The organism is Fischerella sp. (assembly GCF_013388695.1).
GTDB lineage: Bacteria > Cyanobacteriota > Cyanobacteriia > Cyanobacteriales > Nostocaceae > PCC9605.
The window spans coordinates 1-21,443 of sequence record NZ_JACAEU010000023.1 but is presented as its reverse complement, the minus strand read 5'-3'; the positions used below and the strand labels follow the sequence as shown (position 1 = coordinate 21,443).

Below are 21,443 nucleotides of genomic sequence, written 5' to 3'. Positions count from 1 at the left end.
ACACCTGATGCAGTAGCCGTAGTCTTTGAAAACCAACAGCTAACCTACAGGGAGCTAAATCAACGGGCTAACCAATTAGCGCATTACTTGCAAAACTTAGGAGTAAAACCAGAAGTATTAGTGGGGATTTGTGTAGAGCGATCGCTCGATATGGTCGTCGGGCTATTAGCCATCTTCAAAGCAGGCGGAGCCTACGTACCCCTCGACCCTGCCTATCCCCAAGAGCGAATAGCACTGATGCTAAATGATGCTCAAGTGCCAGTATTGCTCACACAACAGCACCTCCTGGGACAGTTACCAGCACATACAGCAAAAGTCGTTTGCTTAGACAACGATGTTAATTGGCAAGCTGTCTCATCAGCAATCAAGCAAAACCCTCTAAATCAAACCAATCCTGCAAATCTAGCCTATGTGATTTATACGTCAGGCTCCACTGGCACCCCTAAAGGCGTCACTATCCAACATCAGTCTTTAGTCAACTTTGTCCAAGCAACAATAAAAGAGTACGAACTACAAGCACAAGACCGCATCTTGCAATTTGCCTCTATCAGCTTTGATGTTGCAGTTGAAGAAATTTTTTCTTGTTTGCTTTCCGGCGCAACTTTAGTACTGCGAACCGATGAGATGCTGGCTTCAATACCAGCTTTCTTGGAAAAATGCCTGATTCTGTGTATATCTGTTTTAGACATACCTACTAGCTTCTGGCATCAGTTAACTTCTGAACTTTCAACATCAAAATTAACGTTACCAGAAACACTACGTCTAGTTGTTACTGGTAGTGAAAAAGCTCTAGCAGATACTGTTCACACCTGGCGCAAGCAAGTAGAACCACGATTAAGATTAGTAAATGCTTATGGGCCTACGGAAACTACAGTTGGTGCTACAGTTTGTGACCTAGCAGGAACAAAGGAACTTATCGCAGTAGAGCCAGAAGTACCGATTGGACGAGCGATCGCCAATGTGCAAACCTATGTGTTAGATTCAGATTTGCAACCAGTCCCCATTGGTGTTTGGGGCGAGTTGTACATTGGAGGAGTTGGAGTAGCAAGAGGCTATCTGCATCAACCAGAACTAACAGCCCATTCGTTTATACCAAATCCTTTTAGCAACGAGCCTGGTTCTCGTCTTTACAAAACAGGCGATCGGGTACGCTATCGCAGCGATGGTCAAATAGAATTCAATGGTCGTATTGACAACCAAGTAAAAATTCGCGGCTTCCGCATTGAGCTAGGAGAAATAGAAGCTGTATTAAGCCAACATCCTGATGTGCGATCGACAGTAGTTATTGCACGCCAAGACTACTCTAATGACAAACGCCTAGTAGCTTATATCGTACCTGAATTAGATAAACAACAGACCACAAAAAACTTAAACCAACATCTAACGGACTATCTCAGTAAATCTTTACCTAATTACATGCTGCCGTCAGCTTTTGTGATACTAGATAAGCTACCATTAACACCTAATGGTAAGGTTGACCGCAAAGCGCTGCCTATGCCTGATACAGTACGTCCAGAATTGGAATTAGTTTATCAACCACCCCAAACAGAGATAGAAAAAACTATTGCTGATATTTGGCAAGAAGTACTTCATGTTGAAAATGTGGGAATCTATGATAATTTCTTTGAACTGGGTGGTCATTCACTGCTTTTAGTTCAGGTTCATAGTAAATTGCAAAAAATATTCCAGAAAGATTTGCTCTTGGTGGAAATGTTTCAACATCCTACCGTGAGTCACTTAGCTAGATATTTTAGCCAGGAATCAAGAGAAGAAACATCTTTCATACAACATTCTCATCGTTCTGAAAGTAGGAAAACTTCGACACAGCGTCGGAAACAGGCGAGAAAAGAACATCGAGCAGCGACTAAGGAAAGGGGAGTTTCGTCCCAATCAGACGAATAAAATCTAGAAAATTAAAGTTTGCTCTCAACTCTATGAGCATCCAAACATCATTTCTTTACTCTCCACTGACGATAGAAAAATACATTATTAGTTATTCAATAAGTCACATGACATTAAGTGAAAAAGAAATTTTATCTAAAAAGAATTTCCCTCCATCAGAAAAAGTATTGTCTACTGAGATTGGTGAGTATGTAAAACAAATATTTGCACCTATTCAAGGTAAATCAATTGAAACTCGAATAGATGAAATGGTTGAGGATTTCTCTCAAAATTTTCTAATTGCAGACAGTGCAAATACCAATGTTGATATTGAATGTATAATTAAAAACTTTGGTGATAGCAAAATACCTGCACAACCTACTAATTTTGAAAGCTATTTTCAATCCTTAAATGAAAATGTTGTTGCTCATTCAATACACACATCTGCGCCACAATTTATCGGTCATATGACCTCGGCACTTCCTGCTTTTGTGCGTCCTTTAGCCAAACTAATGACAGCGATGAATCAAAATGCTGTCAAAATAGAGACAGCTAAAGCCCTGAGCTTCTGTGAACGCGAGGCTTTAGCAATGATGCATCGGCAAATTTATAATTTATCCGATAATTTTTATGCCCAGCATATTCAAAATAATCAAAGTACATTAGGAATTTTGGTTTCTGGTGGCACAACAGCCAATATTACTGCTCTGTGGTGCGCTCGAAATAAGTCTTTAGGTGCAAAGAATGAGTTTTTAGGTATAGAAAAAGAAGGTTTAAGTGCAGCTTTAAATTTTTACGGTTACAAAGGAGCAGTTGTAATTGGTTCCGAATTGATGCACTTCTCTTTTGATAAAGCTGCGGATTTAATGGGCATAAGCACTAAAAATTTGATGCGAGTCCCAGTAGATTCTAACAATCGAGTCAATATCAAAGCTTTACGTCAAGCCGTTGCAGATTGTCGCCAGCAAAACTTACATATCATCGCCATTGTTGGCATTGCTGGAACTACAGATTCCGGTAGCGTCGATCCGTTAGAAGAGATTGCAGAGATTGCCCAAGAAAATAATATACATTTTCATGTGGATGCTGCTTGGGGTGGTCCGGTCATCTTTTCTCGAAAACATCAACATAAGCTTGCTGGGATTGAGAAAGCTGATTCAGTAACCATTGATGGACATAAACAATTGTATTTACCAATGGGTATTGGCATGGTATTTTTCCGCGACCCTCATTTGGCTTCTTCCATTGAAAAGCAGGCTAGCTATACCATGCGTAAAGGGTCATTCGATTTAGGCAAACGTGCTTTAGAAGGTTCTCGACCAGGTATGGCTTTATTTTTACATGCTGGTCTAAAGCTAATTGGTCTGAATGGATATGAGTTTTTGATTGACGAAGGAATCCGTAAAACTCAGTACATGGCCGATCAGGTTGCGGCAATGCCTGAATTTGAATTATTAGCAGACCCTGATACTAATTTGTTGCTTTACCGTTATATTCCAGAGCAATTTAGAGAAATAGTTGCCAACAAAAAATTATCGGAAACAGATAATCAATTGATTAATAATTTTAATGAGACTTTGCAGAAGATGCAGCGTCAGATTGGTCGCACTTTTATCTCCCGAACGACAAAAACAACTATCAGTTTGGGTAAAGAAATCCCTGTAATCGCCATGCGTGCAGTCATTGCCAATCCCTTAACTACTGAAGCAGATATTGATGCAGTTTTAAATGACCAGATTCAGATTGCTTTAGAAATCTCAATTGCATATTGAAGACAAATAATACTGATGAACAGGTTTTGACCTATGGACATAGCAGAGAATTTTATTGATAGCTTAGATGATAAAGACGAAATCGCCATTATTGGCATGGCGGGGCGTTTCCCTGGAGCCAATAAAATTGATATCTTTTGGCAAAACCTGCGCTCTGGTGTAGAGTCGATTTCTTTTTTCACAGATGAGGAGCTAATATCTGTTGGGGTAGATTCTGAATTGCTAAAAAATCCCAATTACGTGAAAGCAAACGGTATATTAGAAAATATAGATTTATTTGATGCTGCTTTTTTTGGATTTTCTCCCAGAGAAGCGGAAATTACAGATCCACAACACCGACTTTTTCTAGAAGCTGTTTGGGAAGCTTTAGAAAATGCTGGTTATAACTCGGAAACTTATAGTGGTCAAATAGGTCTTTTTGCTGGTGTTGGTATTAGTACATACTTGCTTACCAATTTATATACTAATCGGGATTTGATGGAATCGGAAGACAATATTGTTATTGGTAATGATAAAGATTTTTTACCAACACAGATTTCTTATAAATTAAACTTAAAAGGGCCAAGTATCAACGTTCAGACTGCCTGCTCTACATCATTGGTTGCTGTTCATCTAGCCTGCCAAAGTCTACTTAATGGTGAAAGCGATATAGCTTTAGCTGGTGGTGTAACCGTTGGAGCGCAGCAAAGAGCTGGTTACCACTATCAACAGGGAGGAATTCAATCTCCTGACGGTCATTGCCGAGCTTTTGACGCTCAAGCCCAGGGAACAGTTGGTGGCAATGGTTTAGGTGTGGTGGTTTTGAAAAGATTAGAGGATGCTATTGCTGATGGTGACTATATTCATGCAGTAATCAAGGGTTCAGCTGTTAATAATGATGGTTCTTTAAAGGTTGGATATACAGCTCCTAGTGTTGATGGTCAAAGAGAAGTTATTTTAGAGGCTTTAGCCTTAGCGGTCGTCGAACCTGAGACTATTAGTTATGTAGAAACTCACGGTACAGGAACCATTTTAGGAGACCCGATTGAAATTAAGGCTCTCACACAAGCTTTTCGCACTAGCACCAATAAAAAAGGTTTTTGTGCGATCGGTTCAGTTAAAACCAATGTTGGGCATTTGGATACAGCAGCGGGGGTAGCAGGATTAATAAAAACAGTCCTGGCATTAAAATATCAACAAATACCTCCCAGTTTGCATTTTGAAAAGCCGAATCCGCAGATAGATTTCGCTAATAGTCCGTTTTACGTCAACACTAAACTTACCGAGTGGAAAACCAACGGTACACCCCGCAGAGCAGGTGTGAGTTCCTTCGGTATTGGTGGAACTAATGCCCATATCATATTAGAAGAAGCGCCAGTTGTAGAGACGCGAAATTTCGCGTTTCCACCATCCCGTCCTTGGCAGTTATTACTTCTCTCAGCCAAAACCAGCACCGCCTTAAATACAGCAACTACCCAACTGCGCGATTATCTAGAACAAAACCCCGATACTCCCTTACCAGATGTAGCTTACACCCTGCAAGTAGGTCGGCGAGCTTTTGACTATCGCCGTATCATTATTTGTCAAGACCGAGATGATGCAATCAAATCCCTCGACAGCCAAAATCCACAACGTATTTTTAGCCACCAGCACAAACCTGGTCACTGTCCAGTTATCTTCATGTTTTCGGGACAAGGGTCACAATATGCAAACATGGGTCGGGAACTGTATGAAGTAGAACTGACGTTTAAAAAACACGTAGATACTTGCGCTGCTATTTTACAACCCCACCTCGGTCTTGATATCCGCTCCCTACTTTATCCCAACCCAGAAGAAACAGAAACCGCTTCCAATCAACTCCAACAAACATCCCTTACCCAAAGCGCATTATTTGTAGTTGAGTATGCCCTAGCTCAGTTATTGATGGAGTGGGGAGTGCGTCCAGAGGCGATGATTGGTCATAGTATTGGCGAATATGTCGCCGCAATGATCGCAGGTGTATTTTCTTTAGAAGATGCCTTGAAAATAGTGGCAAAAAGGGGACAGTTAATGCAACAAGTATCCCCAGGAAGTATGCTGGCAATTAGGCTGCCAGAAAAAGATGTACGAACGCTACTTTCTGAAAACGAGTTATATCGAAAATCTCTACAAATTGCAGTAATTAATAGCCCATCTTCAAGCGTTGTATCGGGAACAAACGACGCTGTTGCAGTCTTGGAACAACAATTATCTTCAATTGAAGTTGAATGTCGTCAGTTGCATACATCTCATGCGTTTCATTCGGTGATGATGGAACCGATATTGTCAGCATTTGGTGAGGCGATGAAAACAGTGGAACTAAATCCACCCAAGATACGCTTTATTTCCAATGTGACTGGTAGTTGGATTAGTGCTGAACAAGCGACAAATCCAGATTATTGGTGCCAACATTTACGACAAACTGTCAGATTTTCAGATGGGATATCGCAACTATTACAGCAGTTTGAAGGTGTTTTTCTGGAAGTGGGACCAGGGCGAACTTTAAGCACATTCACGACGCAGCATTTAGAGAAAGATGCTAAACAACAGGTATTGACTTCGTTACGCCATGTTAAGGAGCAACAATCGGATGTTTGCTTTTTATTGCAAACATTGGGCCGATTGTGGCTTGCGGGTGTGGAAATAGATTGGTCGGGCTTTTATGCTCATGAAAAGCGTCATCGTTTACCTTTACCTACTTATCCTTTTGAACGACAACGCTACTGGATTGAGCCTAAATCGCGATCGCATTCCGTAAACATCAAACCGACGAGATTAGATCAAAAGCAAGATATTGCTGACTGGTTCTATATTCCTTCATGGAAACGCTCTTTGCTAACTTCTTCATCGTCAGAAGAAATAAAATCTATACAAGAAGAACAATGGCTATTTTTTGTGGATGATTTGGGTATAGGGGAGCAATTAATTGATAAGTTAAAAAATCAGGGTAAAAGTATAATTATTGTTAAGCAAGGAGATGAATTTAGTCAATTAAGTGAGGGTATCTATACAATTTCTCCATGTATAAATGAAGATTATGATAAGTTATTACAAGAACTAATATCTATAGGTCAAAGTCCCGAAAAAATAGTTTATCTATGGAGCCTAAGTCACCTTGATAACGGTTCATCGGTAAAATATTTAGAACTTAAAAGCTTACTATTTTTAACCCAGAGCCTTAGTAAGTTAAAAATTAGTAGTTGCCTACAACTTAGGGTGATATCGAATAACATTCAAGAAGTTAACGGGAATGAAGAACTAAACCCAGAGAAAGCTGCAATATTAAGCTTATGTAAGGTAATTCCTCAAGAGTATCCCCATATTAGCTGTCAGTGCATTGATATTGATTTAACTAACAGCAGAAACTTAGAAGAAAGACAAGAAAATTGTGAGAGTCATATTATTGACAGGCTTCTGAATGAGTTAACGTCTGTATCCTCAGATAGCGTAGTTGCTTATCGCGATCGCCACCGTTGGGTACAAATATTTGAGTCAGTTCACGCAGAGTCAATAGTTGAGAAAAAAATACCTTTAAGAAAACAAGGTGTTTACTTTTTCCCCGGTGGCTTAGAAACTATTGAGGTTGTGCTTGCGAAATATTTAACAAAAACTTTCCAAGCAAAACTTATATTTATTGAAGATGTTAAATTTCCAGAGCAAGATAATTTCTCCCAATGGCTTGAAACCCATCCTCAAGATGATGAAGTGAGTCTCAAAATACAGCAAGTTTCAGCATTAGAGAAATTAGGTGCAGAAGTTTTGTTATTACGTGCCGATACCACTAATTACGAACATATTCATAAAGCTCTTGCATCTGCAAATGTTGAACAAATTAATGGCGTAATTTATTCAACTGGTATCAAGCGTGATAACCTATTTGCTTCTATTCCCGAAATTACTGAAGTAGAATTTGAGAATCTATTAGAATCACAAAGTAGTAAGGTTCTAGTATTAGAACAAGTCTTACAGGATTTTAATATAGATTTTTGTATCATTCTTTCTTCTTTGTCTTCCATTTTAGGAGGATTTGGGCTATGCTTATATTCAGCAGCCAACCAATTCATCGATACTTTTAGCAATCGGTATAATCAAAATAAATCTTTGCCGTGGTATGTTATCAATTGGGATAAATTTCAACCGAATGTAAGTCAGGAAAGAACAACACTGGGGCGAGTTTTTGGAGAAGAGTTAGCTATTACCCCAGTAGAAGCAGTAGAAGTATTTAAACGAGTTTTTTCTTTAAGGGAAGTAGTTCAGGTTATTCTTTCTACAGTAGATATTAATGCGAGGACAAATCATACAATTAGCCTCGATTCTTTGGTAAATTCAAAATCTATTAATCAATTAGATTCATCATCGCGCTATTCTCGACCAAGCCTAAGTAATTCCTATGTTGCTCCCACAAATGAGTTGGAAAAACAAATTACAGAGATATGGCAAGAGGTACTAGGAATTGCAGAAGTTGGTATTTACGACAACTTCTATGAGTTAGGGGGAGACTCCCTAATTGCAACTCAATTAGTGTCTCGATTGCGAGCCAAATTCCCTGTAGATTTACCACTGCGCGACCTGTTATTGGAAGCGATGATACCAATTAAGCAGGCAGAAATAGTTGAGCAACTTTTGTTGGAAAAAATTGAGGAATTATCTGAAGAAGAAGTTTCAGTTCTTTTAAGTAATTCATAATTGGTTAATCAATAATTATTAGCTATGGATAAAAAATATTCTAACTTATCACCAGCGAAAAAAGCCCTTTTAGAAAAATGGAAAGGGGGAAAAATTCAAGCTAATGTGATTCCTAAACGTCAAGATTGCCAGAATATTCCCTTGTCTTTTTCTCAACAAAGACTATGGTTTATAGACCAGCTTTATCACGGCAGCTCTTTTTACAATATTCCCATCGCTTTTCATATACAAGGAAATTTAGATATTGCAGCACTTGAGCAAAGCTTGAATGGAATTCTGACGCGTCATGAAGTTTGGCGGACAAATTTTAGGCTTGTGAATGGAGAGCCGATACAAGAAATTTCTCTCCAATCTACTTGGGATTTATCTATTATTAACCTAGAAAATTTATCTGGTAAAGATTGGGAAGCCGAAGTTAAACAAATTGCAGCAGAGTCAGCAAAACAGCCTTTTAATTTGGCTAAAGGGTTATTAGTGAGGGCTACTTTACTGCGATTGAACCAAGAAGAACACGTTTTGCTTGTGACCATGCATCACATTATTACAGATGGATGGTCTTGCGATGTGTTCCTGCGCGAGTTGTCAACGCTGTATGCTGCTTTCTCAAAAAATCAACCTTCCCCCTTACCCGAACTCCCGATTCAGTATGCAGATTTTACCATTTGGCAACGCGATCGCATCCAAGGTGAATTCCTCGCAACCCAATTAAATTACTGGAAGCAACACCTCCAAGGTGAGTTACCTGTACTACAACTACCCACAGACCGTCCACGTCCTAACCTTACTACTTTCACTGGTGCCAAGCAATACTGTACATTCTCTACATCCCTAACTAATGCTCTCAAGCAATTAAGTCAGCGAGAAGACGCTACTTTATTTATGAGTTTGCTGGCAGCATTTAACATATTACTATACCGTTACACAGACCAGGAAGATATCTTAATCGGTTCTCCAATTGCTAACCGCAACCGTCCAGAATTGGAAGGGATGCTGGGTTTATTTGTTAACACTTTGGTGTTACGTAATAACCTCAGTGGTAATCCCAGTTTTCGCGAACTTTTACATCGAGTACGAAAGGTAACTCTAGATGCATATACACATCAAGATTTACCTTTTGAGATACTTGTAGAACAACTACAACCCGAACGGAACTTGAATCGAAATCCCCTCTATGATGTAATGTTCGTCTTGCAAAATACTCCAAATTCTGTTCAGGAAGTGTCTGGTTTAACATTACGTAGTTTAGAATTTGATAGCGGTACCGCTCAATTAGATATTTTCCTATCAATGTCTGAATCTGAAGAAGGATTAACAGGCTGGTTAGAATATAATACGGATATTTTTGACTCAATAACTATTAGCCAATTTCTTCAAAATTTCCAAACCTTATTAGAAAATATAGTCGCAAATCCAGAGCAACATCTGAGTGAATTATCGCTACTAAAGACTTGTGAACAAGAAGAATTATTATTTAAGTTTGATCAAACCCGGGCTGACTACCCTCAAGAAATATGTCTGCATCAATTATTTGAGCAGCAAGTTGAACTAACACCATTATCTGTAGCACTAATTAGTGATTGCGAAGAAATAACTTATTGCCAACTGAACCATAGAGTAAATCAACTGGCACATTACTTAGAAAAACAAGGTGTCACAAAAGAAACTTTGGTTGCTCTATGCTTGGAACGCGATCTAGATATGGTGGTGGCGATTTTAGCTATTCTCAAAGCTGGTGGTGCATACATTCCCCTTGATCCAAGTTATCCAGTGGAACGTTTGAATTTTATGCTTTTGGATTCCCAAGCATCGCTGTTAATTAGTAAGCAAGAAATATTAGAAAAACTATCATTATTCGCATCTAAAACTGTTTGCTTGGATATCCACAAAGAGGAAATTGCACAAGAAAGCTTGGAAAATCCCATTAACATATGTTCCTCTGATCATCTCGCTTATATTATCTACACTTCTGGGTCAACTGGAACACCAAAAGGTGTGCTTGGTACCCATCGGGGTACAATCAACGGTTTACACTGGTTATGGAAAACCTATCCTTTCGCCCCTGGAGAAGTTTGCTGTCAGAAAACAGCTATTAGTTTTGTCGATTCTGTTTGGGAAATTTTTGCTCCTTTACTGCAAGGAATTCCCACAGTAATTATCAGCCATGCAACTGTATTAAACCCGCAATTATTTATACAATCTCTGGCACAATACAAAGTTTCTCGGATTATACTTGTACCTTCGTTTCTCCGACTGCTTTTAGATAATTATAGTCATCTAGTTAAGAAATTAACGTATTTAAAATTCTGGATAACTAGTGGAGAAGCATTATCTGTTAAATTAGTTCAACATTTTCGAGAATTGATGCCCTCAGCCAAACTCATCAATCTTTATGGCTCATCAGAAGTATCCGCTAATGCGACTTACTACGATACTAGTTTCTTAGCAGAACATGCTCATAGTGTGCCTATTGGTTGCCCCATAGATAACACTCAAATTTATGTATTGAATCGCGATTTCCAGCCAACACCCATAGGAGTAATTGGAGAACTTTATCTTGGTGGTGATGGGTTAGCCAAGGGTTATTTACATCGTCCAGAATTAACTAAAGAGAGATTTATTGATAATCCCTTTATACCTGGAAATAAACTTTATAAAACAGGTGATTTAGTTAGATACCTCCGAGATGGTAATCTTGAATATTTGGGTCGCCGTGATGAGCAAGTAAAAATTAGGGGTTTTCGAGTAGAATTAGGTGAAATTGCAACTGCGATCGCACAAAATCCAGATGTACGAGAATCTGTTGTAATTACTAGGGATGATGCTCAAGAAAATCCCCGTTTGATTGCCTATGTTGTCACAGATAAGCAGGATATCAATACACAACTACTATCCTATTTGCAACAGCAGCTGCCTAATTACATGTTGCCATCCGCTTTTATTGTACTTGATAAACTTCCGCTTACACCTAATGGAAAACTAGATAAAAGTGCGCTGCCAAGTAGTGAAATTATTCAGCAAAATACAAATAAATCTTTTGTTGCTCCCCGAAATTTTACAGAATTAGCTTTAGCAAAAACTTGGGAAAAGCTTCTTGATACTAGCCCTATTGGAGTGACAGATAACTTTTTTGACTTAGGTGGTCACTCATTTTTAGCTGTCCGCTTAATGGCTCAAATTTATGATAAATTTGAACATAATCTTCCTTTATCTACTCTTTTTGAAAACCCAACTATTGAAAAACTAGCTACAATTGTTAGTCAACCATTTCACAAAAGTTCTAATTCTCACCTAGTAGCAATTAACTCTTCTGGTGACAAGATACCTTTCTTCTGTATGCATGGTGCTGGCGGAGATATTAGTCCATACTTCAAATTATCCAGAATACTAGGCGAGGAATATCCATTTTATGGATTGGAACATGGGCCAGACCCTGAAAAACCTAAAATTATTTCAGTAGAGGAAACAGCATCTCGCTATCTGCAAGAAATTCGTCAAGTGCAACCACATGGCCCCTATCTTTTAGGTGGTCATTGTTACGGTGGTGTACTTGCTTTTGAAATGGCGCAGCAACTACAAAAACAGGGTCACACAGTAGGTTTAGTAGCTATCATCGATGCCATGTTACCAGAGACGACCATTGAATCAACAGATGATGATGATGCGAAGTTCTTGCTGCGTATCGCTGAAGAAATCAAAATTGAGAATGACATAGATTTTTCTATTCCATTTGATGAACTTCGAGGTTTGTCGCTGGATGAGCAACTGAATTTGGTAAACAAAAAAGCCAACTTTATTTTTTCTGATGTAGAGCTTAAGGATTTTCTCCGTCATTACCAACTTTTCAAAGCTAATGTCCAAGCTACGCGAGATTATGTCCCGCAGATTTATCCCCGTTCCTTAACTGTCTTTCGAGCTCAAGAGGAGATTATCCATGATTTTGATAATCCAGAATGGAGTACTGATGATCTCTTTTTAGGTTGGGATAAATATTCCAGTGAATCGACTCAGGTTGTTGAAGTTCCAGGAAATCATTTCTCAATGCTACTTGAACCTCATATTCATGAATTAGCTAAACAGTTGAGAATTTATATTGATAATGCTGTCCATAATTTAAATATGCAATAGGAGTAAAAGAGGCTAATGCAACTACCTCCTGGACCGAAAACTCCTTCTTGGTTACTACTCCTACAATTTAAGGCTGATATCTTTGGTTATATGGATACTATTTCCAGACGTTACGGTGATATTGTGACTGTAATGTTTGGTTCCACACCAACAGTTTATGTTAGCCATCCTTCAGGGATAAAGGAGATTTTCACTAATACCAAGGAAATTGTAGCTAGGGGCGCATTAAACCAAGAAGGTTTCGCCCTATTTGCAGGAGAGCAAGGTGTTCTTCAACTGGATGGATCGCGTCACAAACATCGGCGCAAGTTGTTAATGTCTGCTTTTCACGGTGCGCGAATGCAAGCCTGCGGGCAACGTATCTGCGAACTGACAGAAAAAATCATGAATCTACAGGCAATTGGAAAACCTTTTCTTGCCTACTCAACTATAGAAGATATTACCCTGGCGATAGGTATAGAAATTGTGATGGGATTGCGTGAAGGAGAGCGCTATGAAAAAATAAAACATTTATTTGCACTGTTTGAGGTGACCGAAAAACTTCCCTTTTGGAGATGGAAGTTAGGACGGTGGAGTCGTCAAGGATATTTGCTTTACCTCCAACAAGAGCTTTGGCAACTGCTGTATGCTGAAGTTCAAGAACGCCGCAAGCAAGCAGATCCATCTCGTAGCGATCTTCTTTCGGAATTAGTATTGGCAACAGATGAGACGGGTGAGCCGATCGCTGATGAGGAAATACGAGATTTATTAATTTCACCTATCGGAGCAGCTCAAGGTGCTTCAGCAACTGCGATCGCTTGGGCTTTGTACTGGATTCACCGTTTACCTCATGTTCGCGATCGTCTGCTAGAAGAACTTAATGCCCTCGGTGAAAACCCAGATATCACAAGCATCTTGGCATTATCTTATCTCGATGCTGTTTGCAACGAAGTTTTACGAATTTACCCAACTCAACTTTTTACATTTCCCAGGATAGTAGAGTCTCCTGTTGAAATAATGGGCTATAAGTTGAGTCCGGGAACAATATTGATTGCAAATATTTATTCTACACATCAGCGTGAAGATTTATACCCGGAACCAAAACAATTTAAGCCAGAGCGTTTTCTCGAAAAACAGTTTTCTACCTATGAATTTTTGCCCTTTGGTGGTGGTTCTCGTGTTTGTATTGCTGGAACCTTTGCTCTGTTTGAAATGAAATTGATATTGGCAACAATTCTTTCACACTATCAGTTAAAGCTAGTGAGAAAACAACCAGAAAAACCAAAATTTGATGGTCTTCTTTGTTATCCTGCTACTGGCGTTAAAATGGTCATGCACGGTCGGCATCATCAAAAACAATCGCAACCACTTGATTCTGGCTTTAGCCACTAGCTCTAGGAATTATGTAAAGTAAGTTGCGTAACTTTTTGATTGAAACCTTTATATTTATTATACTCTGACAACATTTATTTTTACACGACTCCTTGGTTTGGGTACGGCTCTTTTCAAAAGACTATATTTTGATATACAACATATCTCTCAATTTTCTATTTTGGGACTAATAAAGATATTTCAGTATTGGAGGAATTAGGTATGACTAAGAGTAATAAAGGCGCAGTTGTAATTACAGGAACATCCACAGGTCTCGGCCGAGCAACCGCGCTTTTACTGGACAAACAGGGGTATCGAGTTTTTGCTGGAGTCCGCACAGAAAAAGATGCTGAATCACTCAAACAAGCAGCATCTGGTTTTTTAACTCCGATCATCATGGATATCACAAAAGAAGAACAAATTCGAGCCGCATCTGAATTTGTTTCATTAGCAGTCGGTGATGAAGGAGTTCTAGGATTAGTGAATAATGCAACTGCAATAGTATTTGGACCTTTAGAATGCGTCCCTATAGAAGACGTAAGAGAAAATTTTGAAGTAGGTATTATAGGACAAATTGCTGTTACCCAAGCATTTTTACCAATGCTTAGAAAAGCTAAAGGACGGGTTATTAACATTAGTTCGGCTTGTGGCAGAATCGCTGAACCATATTTCGGGCTTTTATCTGCTGCTAAATTCACACTTGAGGCATTTACAGATTCTTTGCGAATGGAATTATTTTCTTCTAATGTTGAAGTTATATCCGTCTTTCCAGATCAATTAAAAACAGAGGTTTATAAAAAAGTCGAGGCTAGCTATGATAGGACGTTTGCCAATATGTCGTCAGAAGCTAAAGCTATTTATGATAAAATTTGTAGGATTTATATTCAACAAACTGTAGAAGGGCATATGAATGGTATGTCCTGTGAAAAAACCGCAAATGTTATTTTAAAGTCTTTAGAAGATAGGAAGCCTAAAAGACAATATTTTGCCTATTCGATTTCGTCAATTTTGTCAGATACTTTTCTGTTTCTCTTGAAAAGGTTGCTCCCACATCAGTATTTTTATGATCTTTATTTTAAGATTATGAATTTTGATTAACTAAAAATAAATATTTAACTAGTGAGGAATTAGGTATAAATAAAAGTAATAAAGGCGCAGTTGTAATTACAGGAACATCCACAGGTCTTGGTCAAGCAACTGCGTTTTTACTAGATAAGCAAGGGTATCAAGTTTTTGCTGGAGTTCGCACAGATAAAGATGCTGAGTCACTAAAGCAGGCTGCATCTGGTGATTTAACACCAATCATTGTAGATATCACAAAAGCTGAACAAATTAAATCGACTTCGGAAGGTTGAGTAAATAAATGACTTCACAAAAACAATCTCAAATTACCAACGAAATTCTTCAAGGTAATTTAATTAAATTAATGTTTAAGCTATCAACTCCCAGTATTTTGGGAGTATTAATGCTTAGTTTAAACAGTTTTATCGATGCTTTATTTGCAGGAAGGTTCATTGGTGAAAATGCTTTAGCTGGTATCTCACTTGCAATGCCACTTACAAGTATAGTAAATGGATTTGCTGCCTTGATAGGGGTAGGCTCTGCTTCTGTTCTTAGTCGAGCCATTGGGACTGGAGATGTTAAGACTCAATCCAAAATGTTTGGAAATCTTATAATTTTAAGTATTATAATTTCTTCTTTTATTACATTTATTGGTTATATATTTGGCCAAGAATTAATTGCACTCATGGGCGGAAATGGTGAAGTCGCCTCAGAAGGTACAAAGTATTTGAAAACATATGTATTAGGTTCCATATTTTTGATATTGGGAGAAGCTTGTGGTGAGGTTATAAATTCAGAAGGAAATATTAGATTGAACACGCTATTTAACTTGATTTTTGTTAGTGTTAATATTTTATTAAATTACATATTCATTACTGTATATAATTGGGGCACCCAAGGTATTGCCCTCGCTACAGTTATGGCAATGGTTGTTTCTAGTATTCTGAATCTATCTTATTTTATTACTGGTAAAAGCATTATCTCTGTTCATCTCAAAAAAATAGTGATCGCGATAGATTTACTTACAGAAATATTTTCAATAGGAGTATCTTCCCTGTTTTATCCAGTGATGATATTAGTTCAAGAGTTTGTGATATTTAATCTAATTTCCGATTACGGAAAAAATATTGATATTGCTTTTTTCGGTGCAACAATGAAAGTGGATTCACTGATGGTTATTCCTATTGTTGGTTTAGCACAAGCATTACAACCAGTAATAGGTATAAATTATGGAGCGAATAATTACAGAAGGGTTAAGAATGCGTACTTAATTTTCGCAATAATAGGAACTACATTACTATTATTTATTTGGCTGCCTTTACAAATAGTTCCAACAGTATTTTTAAATATGATTTTGCCAGGAATTAATTTTACGATAGAAGATGTAATTAATTTTAGAATTCTCAATATACTAATACCAATATGGCCTTTGGCTTACTGTAGTAATACACTTTTTTTATCTATTGGCAAGCCTAAAGTTGTTTTATTAGCATTATTTCTTAAAAGCATAGTCTTCAATGTGCCAATGATGATATTTTTCTCAAGCATAATTGGTTTAAGAGGTATATATATTGGTTCAATATTGGCAGATTTTATATTTATGTTGGTAGTTTTTTGGCTGACAGCAAAAGAGTTTGGACATTTATCTAAGCTTAATTGTACATGAGTTATTTTTTATATTTGATATAAAAATATTAATAATCATATATTATGATTTTCATTTAAAATCATATATAAAAATAAAATTTTTAGTAATTAGATAGGTGACAACATGGCAACAATGGGAAAATACTGCAAGGCATATTTAATCAAAACACTGCGCCAATTTGAACAATGGAGGGAAAATTCAGAAAATACAAGGGTAGAAAAGCAACAGATAGATGGTAAGGAAGTTGAAGTAAAAAGGGAATTAACTGATGATGATTTCTTATACTTACAAGAAAATTATGTAGTGACAGATGGAATTTTCAAGGACGAGAATATCATATTTGATAATGTAACATCTGAATGGAAAGAGTTTTGCTACAAAACTTTGGGCTTCTAGATTCCTGTTTATGAAGCGGTGCAAGTACAAACATCCGAAAATCAAAACAAAAGTAATCCTTAGTTTAGAGATAATTCTATGAATGAGTTAGTGCAAAGATTGTCAGAAGGGGAACATCCTGTAGAGGCTAGTTTGCGACCTGAAAAAACAGCCACAGCACTTAAAGAAAGTATCGACCGAGGATATGTGCATATCAAATTCACAAACACCCAGGGTGGTACTGATTTGGGTGTGAAACTCGACCCAGAAGCATCTAATTTTAATGACGCTGACTTTGAGCATCAAAAAGGAAAAGTTCATCTGGTTGGCAATCTGACACTTAACTATGTCGAAGTTAGATGTATTGCAGATATTGACCTGGTGAGTTTAAACGGTAAGGGACATTTAGAACCCATAGAAGCATAAAATTTTCCCCAGTTAAGAATGAAGTGGAAGCATAACTATTACAGCACGGCGGAAATAAACACATTATCTTAACTAGATAAAAAGCTTTATTTATAAGCTTTCGTACCTTCTGCCTTCTGCCTTCTTACTTATGCCTTCATGTACTAGTCAAATATTGGAGAGGTCAATTATGTATCAAGATGACAAGGAAGATACGACACTTTACAAAGTGGTAGTTAATCACGAAGAGCAATATTCCATTTGGCCATTAGAACGTGAAAATCCTCTTGGTTGGAAAGATGCTGGAAAAAGTGGACTAAAACAAGAATGTTTAGATTACATTAAGGAAGCCTGGACTGACATGAGACCGCTCAGTCTGCGGAAAAGGATGCAGGAAAAAGTTGGCAATATCCAATAAAAAATGTGCATAAAAATTGGATGTTGAGTATATTTTGCATTTCGATTCCACCATAAAAAGCATATTTTGCTTCTGCAACATCAAATTTCTTGAGCTTAGTAATACTTGTTCTAAAAGGAGAATTTCCATGGTAACGTCCTCAGAGCAACAAACACGAGTATGGTTTATTACTGGTTGTTCAAGTGGTTTTGGTCGAGCACTGGCAGAAACAGTGCTTGAACGGGGTGAAACGGTGGTGCTAACGGCACGGAATCCCCAGCAGATAAAAGATTTAGCAGCAAGCTTTCCGGAGCGTACATTAGCGGTGCAACTTGATGTAACAAAGCCTGAAGAGGTAAGAGAAGCGGTAAAACAGGCGATCGCCAACTTCGGTCGCATTGATGTACTTGTCAATAATGCAGGATGTGAGGTTGCTGGAGTAATTGAAGAAGTTCCCGATCAAGAAGTTCGTCGTGAGTTTGAAACAAACTTTTTTGGTGTCTTGGAAGTTCTCCGAGCAGTATTACCTCATATGCGACAGCAACGCAGTGGTCATATTCTGAATTTTTCGTCAATTGCTTGTTTTGATCATAGTGCTGGTGGAGGTATTTATAGTAGCAGCAAACTTGCATTAGAAGGAATTTCTGGTTCTTTGGCTAGCGAAGTTGCATCATTCGGGATTAAAGTCACAATTGTTGAACCTGGTTGGTTCCGTACAGATTTCTTCAGACGCTCCTATGTCTTAACTGACACCCAAATAGAAGATTACAAGCCGTTGATTAATGAAATACGTCAGGAGATAATCCCTATACAAGAAATGAAAGATATGGCTCCAGGCGACCCAAGGAAAGCTGCCCTGGCAATGATAAAAGTGGTTGATAGCGATAATCCACCAATCAGATTGGCTCTGGGAGCCGATACGGTAGAAGCTGTTGAAGGTGCATTAGAATTTATTAAATCAGAATTAGATGCTTGGAGGGAAGTGTCTATGAGTACTGATTTTGACGAGGTTGCAGCAGATAAAATCCAAGTTGTCAGCTAGCTTATACTGCAAAGCCGGAGATAGGTGCGTTAGTTTACATCAGTCTCCCATGTCGGTTTTGGCACAGCCAAACATAAAAATAGTTCATTTCTATTGCCCACTGCTCACTGCCTACTGCCTATTTTCTAGTTAGATGAATTTTTGCGGTTGCTGTGACGTAACCGCAAAAAGCAGTTTTAGAAACTATTTTTAGCTTTTCATGATGGAAGCTTATAGAGTGCTAATTTTATTTATTTTTTGACTTCTACCCTGATTCTGGCTATTAACTTTACTTCTCTGTTTTCAGCGTCTCAATTTTTACCCACATTTTTAATTTACTTACTGCTTTCTCTGTGTGCCAGTTTTAGGTGCGGAATGTGGGTTCTTGAGCTATTTACCCTCAAACAGATGCTTGAGTTTTTACGTCAAGCAATTGACCGCAATTATAGGGTAGCTTGCGAAGTTTTTTTACCATCTGGCTGATTTTGGTTGATTTTGGGGCTTATTTATAAGCTCATGTTATCATTTATTCAAGGCAATCAGCTTTTTTATAGTCCCACAAAAACGGTATCGTACACTACTATTTTTTAGCGATCGCAGAAGTTTTCGGTCTACTGATTTTAGTTCATCCCTTAATTATGCAACGCCATTTTTCTTTACTGATAACTAGTAACTGCCAACCCCGATTGCACCTTCCACAAACCTGCATAAATCCCATTTTTCTCCACTAATTCCTCGTGTTTTCCTGCTTCTACCAATTGTCCGCTTTCCATCACATATATGCAGTCGGCATTGCGAATCGTCGAAAGCCGATGGGCGATCGCTATAGTTGTCCGATTTTGGGTAATCACCTGAAGTGACTTCTGAATTGCCGCTTCAGTTTCATTGTCTACCGCCGAGGTCGCCTCATCTAAAATCAAAATTGGTGGATCTTTGAGAATAGCGCGGGCGATCGCCAGTCGTTGTCGTTGTCCTCCAGAAAGTTTCTGTCCCCGTTCGCCCACAATTGTGTCATAGCCCTGTGGCAGTTGCTCGATAAACTCATGGGCTTCGGCTAACTTGGCAGCATGAATAATCTGTTCGCGAGTGGCATCGAAACTACCATAACAAATGTTATCAGCAACCGTACCGTGAAACAAAAACACGTCCTGACTCACCCAACCAATACATTGCCGTAAATCCCATAAATTGAGGTCGCGGATATCAATGCCGTCAACTAAAATGCGTCCACTGTGTACTTCATAAAAGCGTAGCAGGAGTTTAACTAACGTACTTTTACCTGAACCCGTTGCTCCCACAATACCGATTGTGGCTCCCGCAGGAATCTGTAGGGATAAATTTTTGAGTATATGGTTGCGACCGTTGTAGGCAAAGGTAATATTATCAAATTGCACTTTACCAACCACAGTTTCGATTGCTAAGGAGCGATCGCCGTGGGGAATTGCAATCGGGGTATCGAGTAAGCCCATGACACGACGCACCGATGCCATCGCTCGCTGATATTCATCCATGATTTCACTTAGTTCCGTGAACGGCCAGAGTAAATCTTGAACAATAAACACCATGAAGCCATAGGTACCCACAGTCAGGCTACCCTGAAGCACTTCCCGACCACCCAAATACAGCGTTAGCACAAACCCCAGCAAAATCAAAAATCGCAGCACGGGCTGAAAGGCTACACTCAGGGCGATCGCTCGTTTGTTACTGCGACGATAGGCATCACTTTCAGTATAAACGCGATCGCTTTCATAGGCTTCGGCGGTAAAGCTTTTAATCGTGGCAATACCAGAGAGGTTGTTAGCGAGGCGATCACTAATAGTTCCAGCGCGATCGCGGACTGTGTCATAGCGAGGAGCTAACCGGGATTGAAAGGTGAACGTTCCCCACAGGATAAACGGGATGGGCAACATCGCCAGCCACGCAATGCCGGGAGCCAGAAGTACAAAGCTAATCCCAACCGCAAATACTCGCGTGAAGAAGCTGATGAGGTCTTGAGCGCCAGAGTTGAAGAAGCGCTCAAGCTGGTTGATGTCATCATTGAGAATAGATAGCAGGATGCCCGTGCTACGGTCTTCAAAGTAGGCGAGTTCTAGTTCTTGTAAGTGATTGTAAGTATCGACTCGCAGTTCGTGCTGTAGGGTTTGCGCCAAGTTGCGCCAGAGTTTGTCGGCTGCATATTGGCTGAGGGATTCTAGACCCCAAGTGGCGATCGTCAGCACAGACAGCACTAATAACTGAGTTAGGGGATTTTGAATGCCAAACCGAGCAATTAAGGAAGTTTCTTGTTTAACTACCACATCTACTGCAACGCCGATAAGATAAGGTGGTGCCAGATCCAATAGGGTACGCAGAATCGAGCAAACAATTGCACCGCAGATTTGGGTTTGATAGGGTTTGGCATAGCGGAGTAAACGCAGGAGGGGGTGAGCAGAGCGTGTTGTCATTGTGATAGAAATGATAGTTTACAATGAAAGCGAGCTTAGAACGAGAGAAGATTAGGGTAATGTAGTAGGGCTAATTCATAGTCAGCAGAGAAAAAAGTAACTCAAGATTATGGCGGAGAAATCGTAGTGCTTTGGTCAAACAAGGATAACCCGAACTTCGCATTAGAGACCCCGCCCTTAAGGACGGGGACTTATTGACAATAGTACGGATAATAGACCAGTTAGTAGCAGAATTATAAGCTCGAAATCGGGCAGTATCTTCAAAAAAGACAACATCTTT

Annotated in this window: 13 protein-coding genes and 1 pseudogene; 12 read left to right on the top strand and 2 right to left on the bottom strand. The window is 38.9% G+C overall.

Annotated features, from left to right (window positions below):
* From HXY43_RS03740 to HXY43_RS03685, 12 genes are all read left to right on the top strand, one after another.
* On the top strand, positions 1–1,902 hold a 1,902-nt coding region (locus tag HXY43_RS03740), incomplete at its 5' end, for a non-ribosomal peptide synthetase (protein ID WP_290880183.1).
* Between the two features lie 32 nt (positions 1,903–1,934).
* Positions 1,935–3,653: a pyridoxal-dependent aspartate 1-decarboxylase PanP gene (panP, locus tag HXY43_RS03735; protein WP_290880179.1), complete on the top strand. Its 1,719-nt coding sequence runs from the start codon at positions 1,935–1,937 to the stop codon at positions 3,651–3,653.
* 33 nt (positions 3,654–3,686) lie between these two features.
* Positions 3,687–8,336, top strand: coding sequence for a type I polyketide synthase (locus HXY43_RS03730; RefSeq protein ID WP_290880176.1), 4,650 nt, complete (start codon positions 3,687–3,689; stop codon positions 8,334–8,336).
* A gap of 24 nt (positions 8,337–8,360) precedes the next feature.
* Positions 8,361–12,461, top strand: coding sequence for a non-ribosomal peptide synthetase (locus HXY43_RS03725; protein WP_290880174.1), 4,101 nt, complete (start codon positions 8,361–8,363; stop codon positions 12,459–12,461).
* A 15-nt stretch (positions 12,462–12,476) separates the two neighbouring features.
* Complete coding sequence (locus HXY43_RS03720) at positions 12,477–13,832, top strand: cytochrome P450 (RefSeq protein ID WP_290880171.1); 1,356 nt, start codon at positions 12,477–12,479, stop codon at positions 13,830–13,832.
* Positions 13,833–14,033: 201 nt separating this feature from the next.
* Positions 14,034–14,909, top strand: coding sequence for an SDR family NAD(P)-dependent oxidoreductase (locus HXY43_RS03715; protein ID WP_290880169.1), 876 nt, complete (start codon positions 14,034–14,036; stop codon positions 14,907–14,909).
* Positions 14,910–14,944: 35 nt separating this feature from the next.
* Entirely contained in the window at positions 14,945–15,166 is a 222-nt protein-coding gene (locus HXY43_RS03710; RefSeq protein WP_367161456.1) for an SDR family NAD(P)-dependent oxidoreductase, read from the top strand.
* A gap of 8 nt (positions 15,167–15,174) precedes the next feature.
* The gene (locus HXY43_RS03705) at positions 15,175–16,539 is read left to right on the top strand and encodes an MATE family efflux transporter (RefSeq protein WP_290880166.1); all 1,365 of its coding nucleotides are present in this window, start codon (positions 15,175–15,177) and stop codon (positions 16,537–16,539) included.
* Between the two features lie 105 nt (positions 16,540–16,644).
* Positions 16,645–16,917 (top strand): hypothetical protein, encoded by a 273-nt coding sequence (locus tag HXY43_RS03700; protein WP_290880164.1) that lies wholly within the window; start codon positions 16,645–16,647, stop codon positions 16,915–16,917.
* A gap of 78 nt (positions 16,918–16,995) precedes the next feature.
* Positions 16,996–17,322: an MbtH domain protein gene (locus HXY43_RS03695; protein ID WP_290880161.1), complete on the top strand. Its 327-nt coding sequence runs from the start codon at positions 16,996–16,998 to the stop codon at positions 17,320–17,322.
* Between the two features lie 169 nt (positions 17,323–17,491).
* Positions 17,492–17,719: an MbtH family protein gene (locus HXY43_RS03690; RefSeq protein WP_290880159.1), complete on the top strand. Its 228-nt coding sequence runs from the start codon at positions 17,492–17,494 to the stop codon at positions 17,717–17,719.
* Positions 17,720–17,846: 127 nt separating this feature from the next.
* Positions 17,847–18,740 (top strand): oxidoreductase, encoded by an 894-nt coding sequence (locus HXY43_RS03685; protein WP_290880157.1) that lies wholly within the window; start codon positions 17,847–17,849, stop codon positions 18,738–18,740.
* A 635-nt stretch (positions 18,741–19,375) separates the two neighbouring features.
* On the opposite strand, the gene HXY43_RS03680 is transcribed toward HXY43_RS03685, so the two are convergent.
* Entirely contained in the window at positions 19,376–21,163 is a 1,788-nt protein-coding gene (locus tag HXY43_RS03680; protein ID WP_290880155.1) for an ABC transporter ATP-binding protein, read from the bottom strand.
* 70 nt (positions 21,164–21,233) lie between these two features.
* Positions 21,234–21,443 (bottom strand): annotated as a pseudogene (locus tag HXY43_RS03675) (hypothetical protein); the annotation flags it as partial.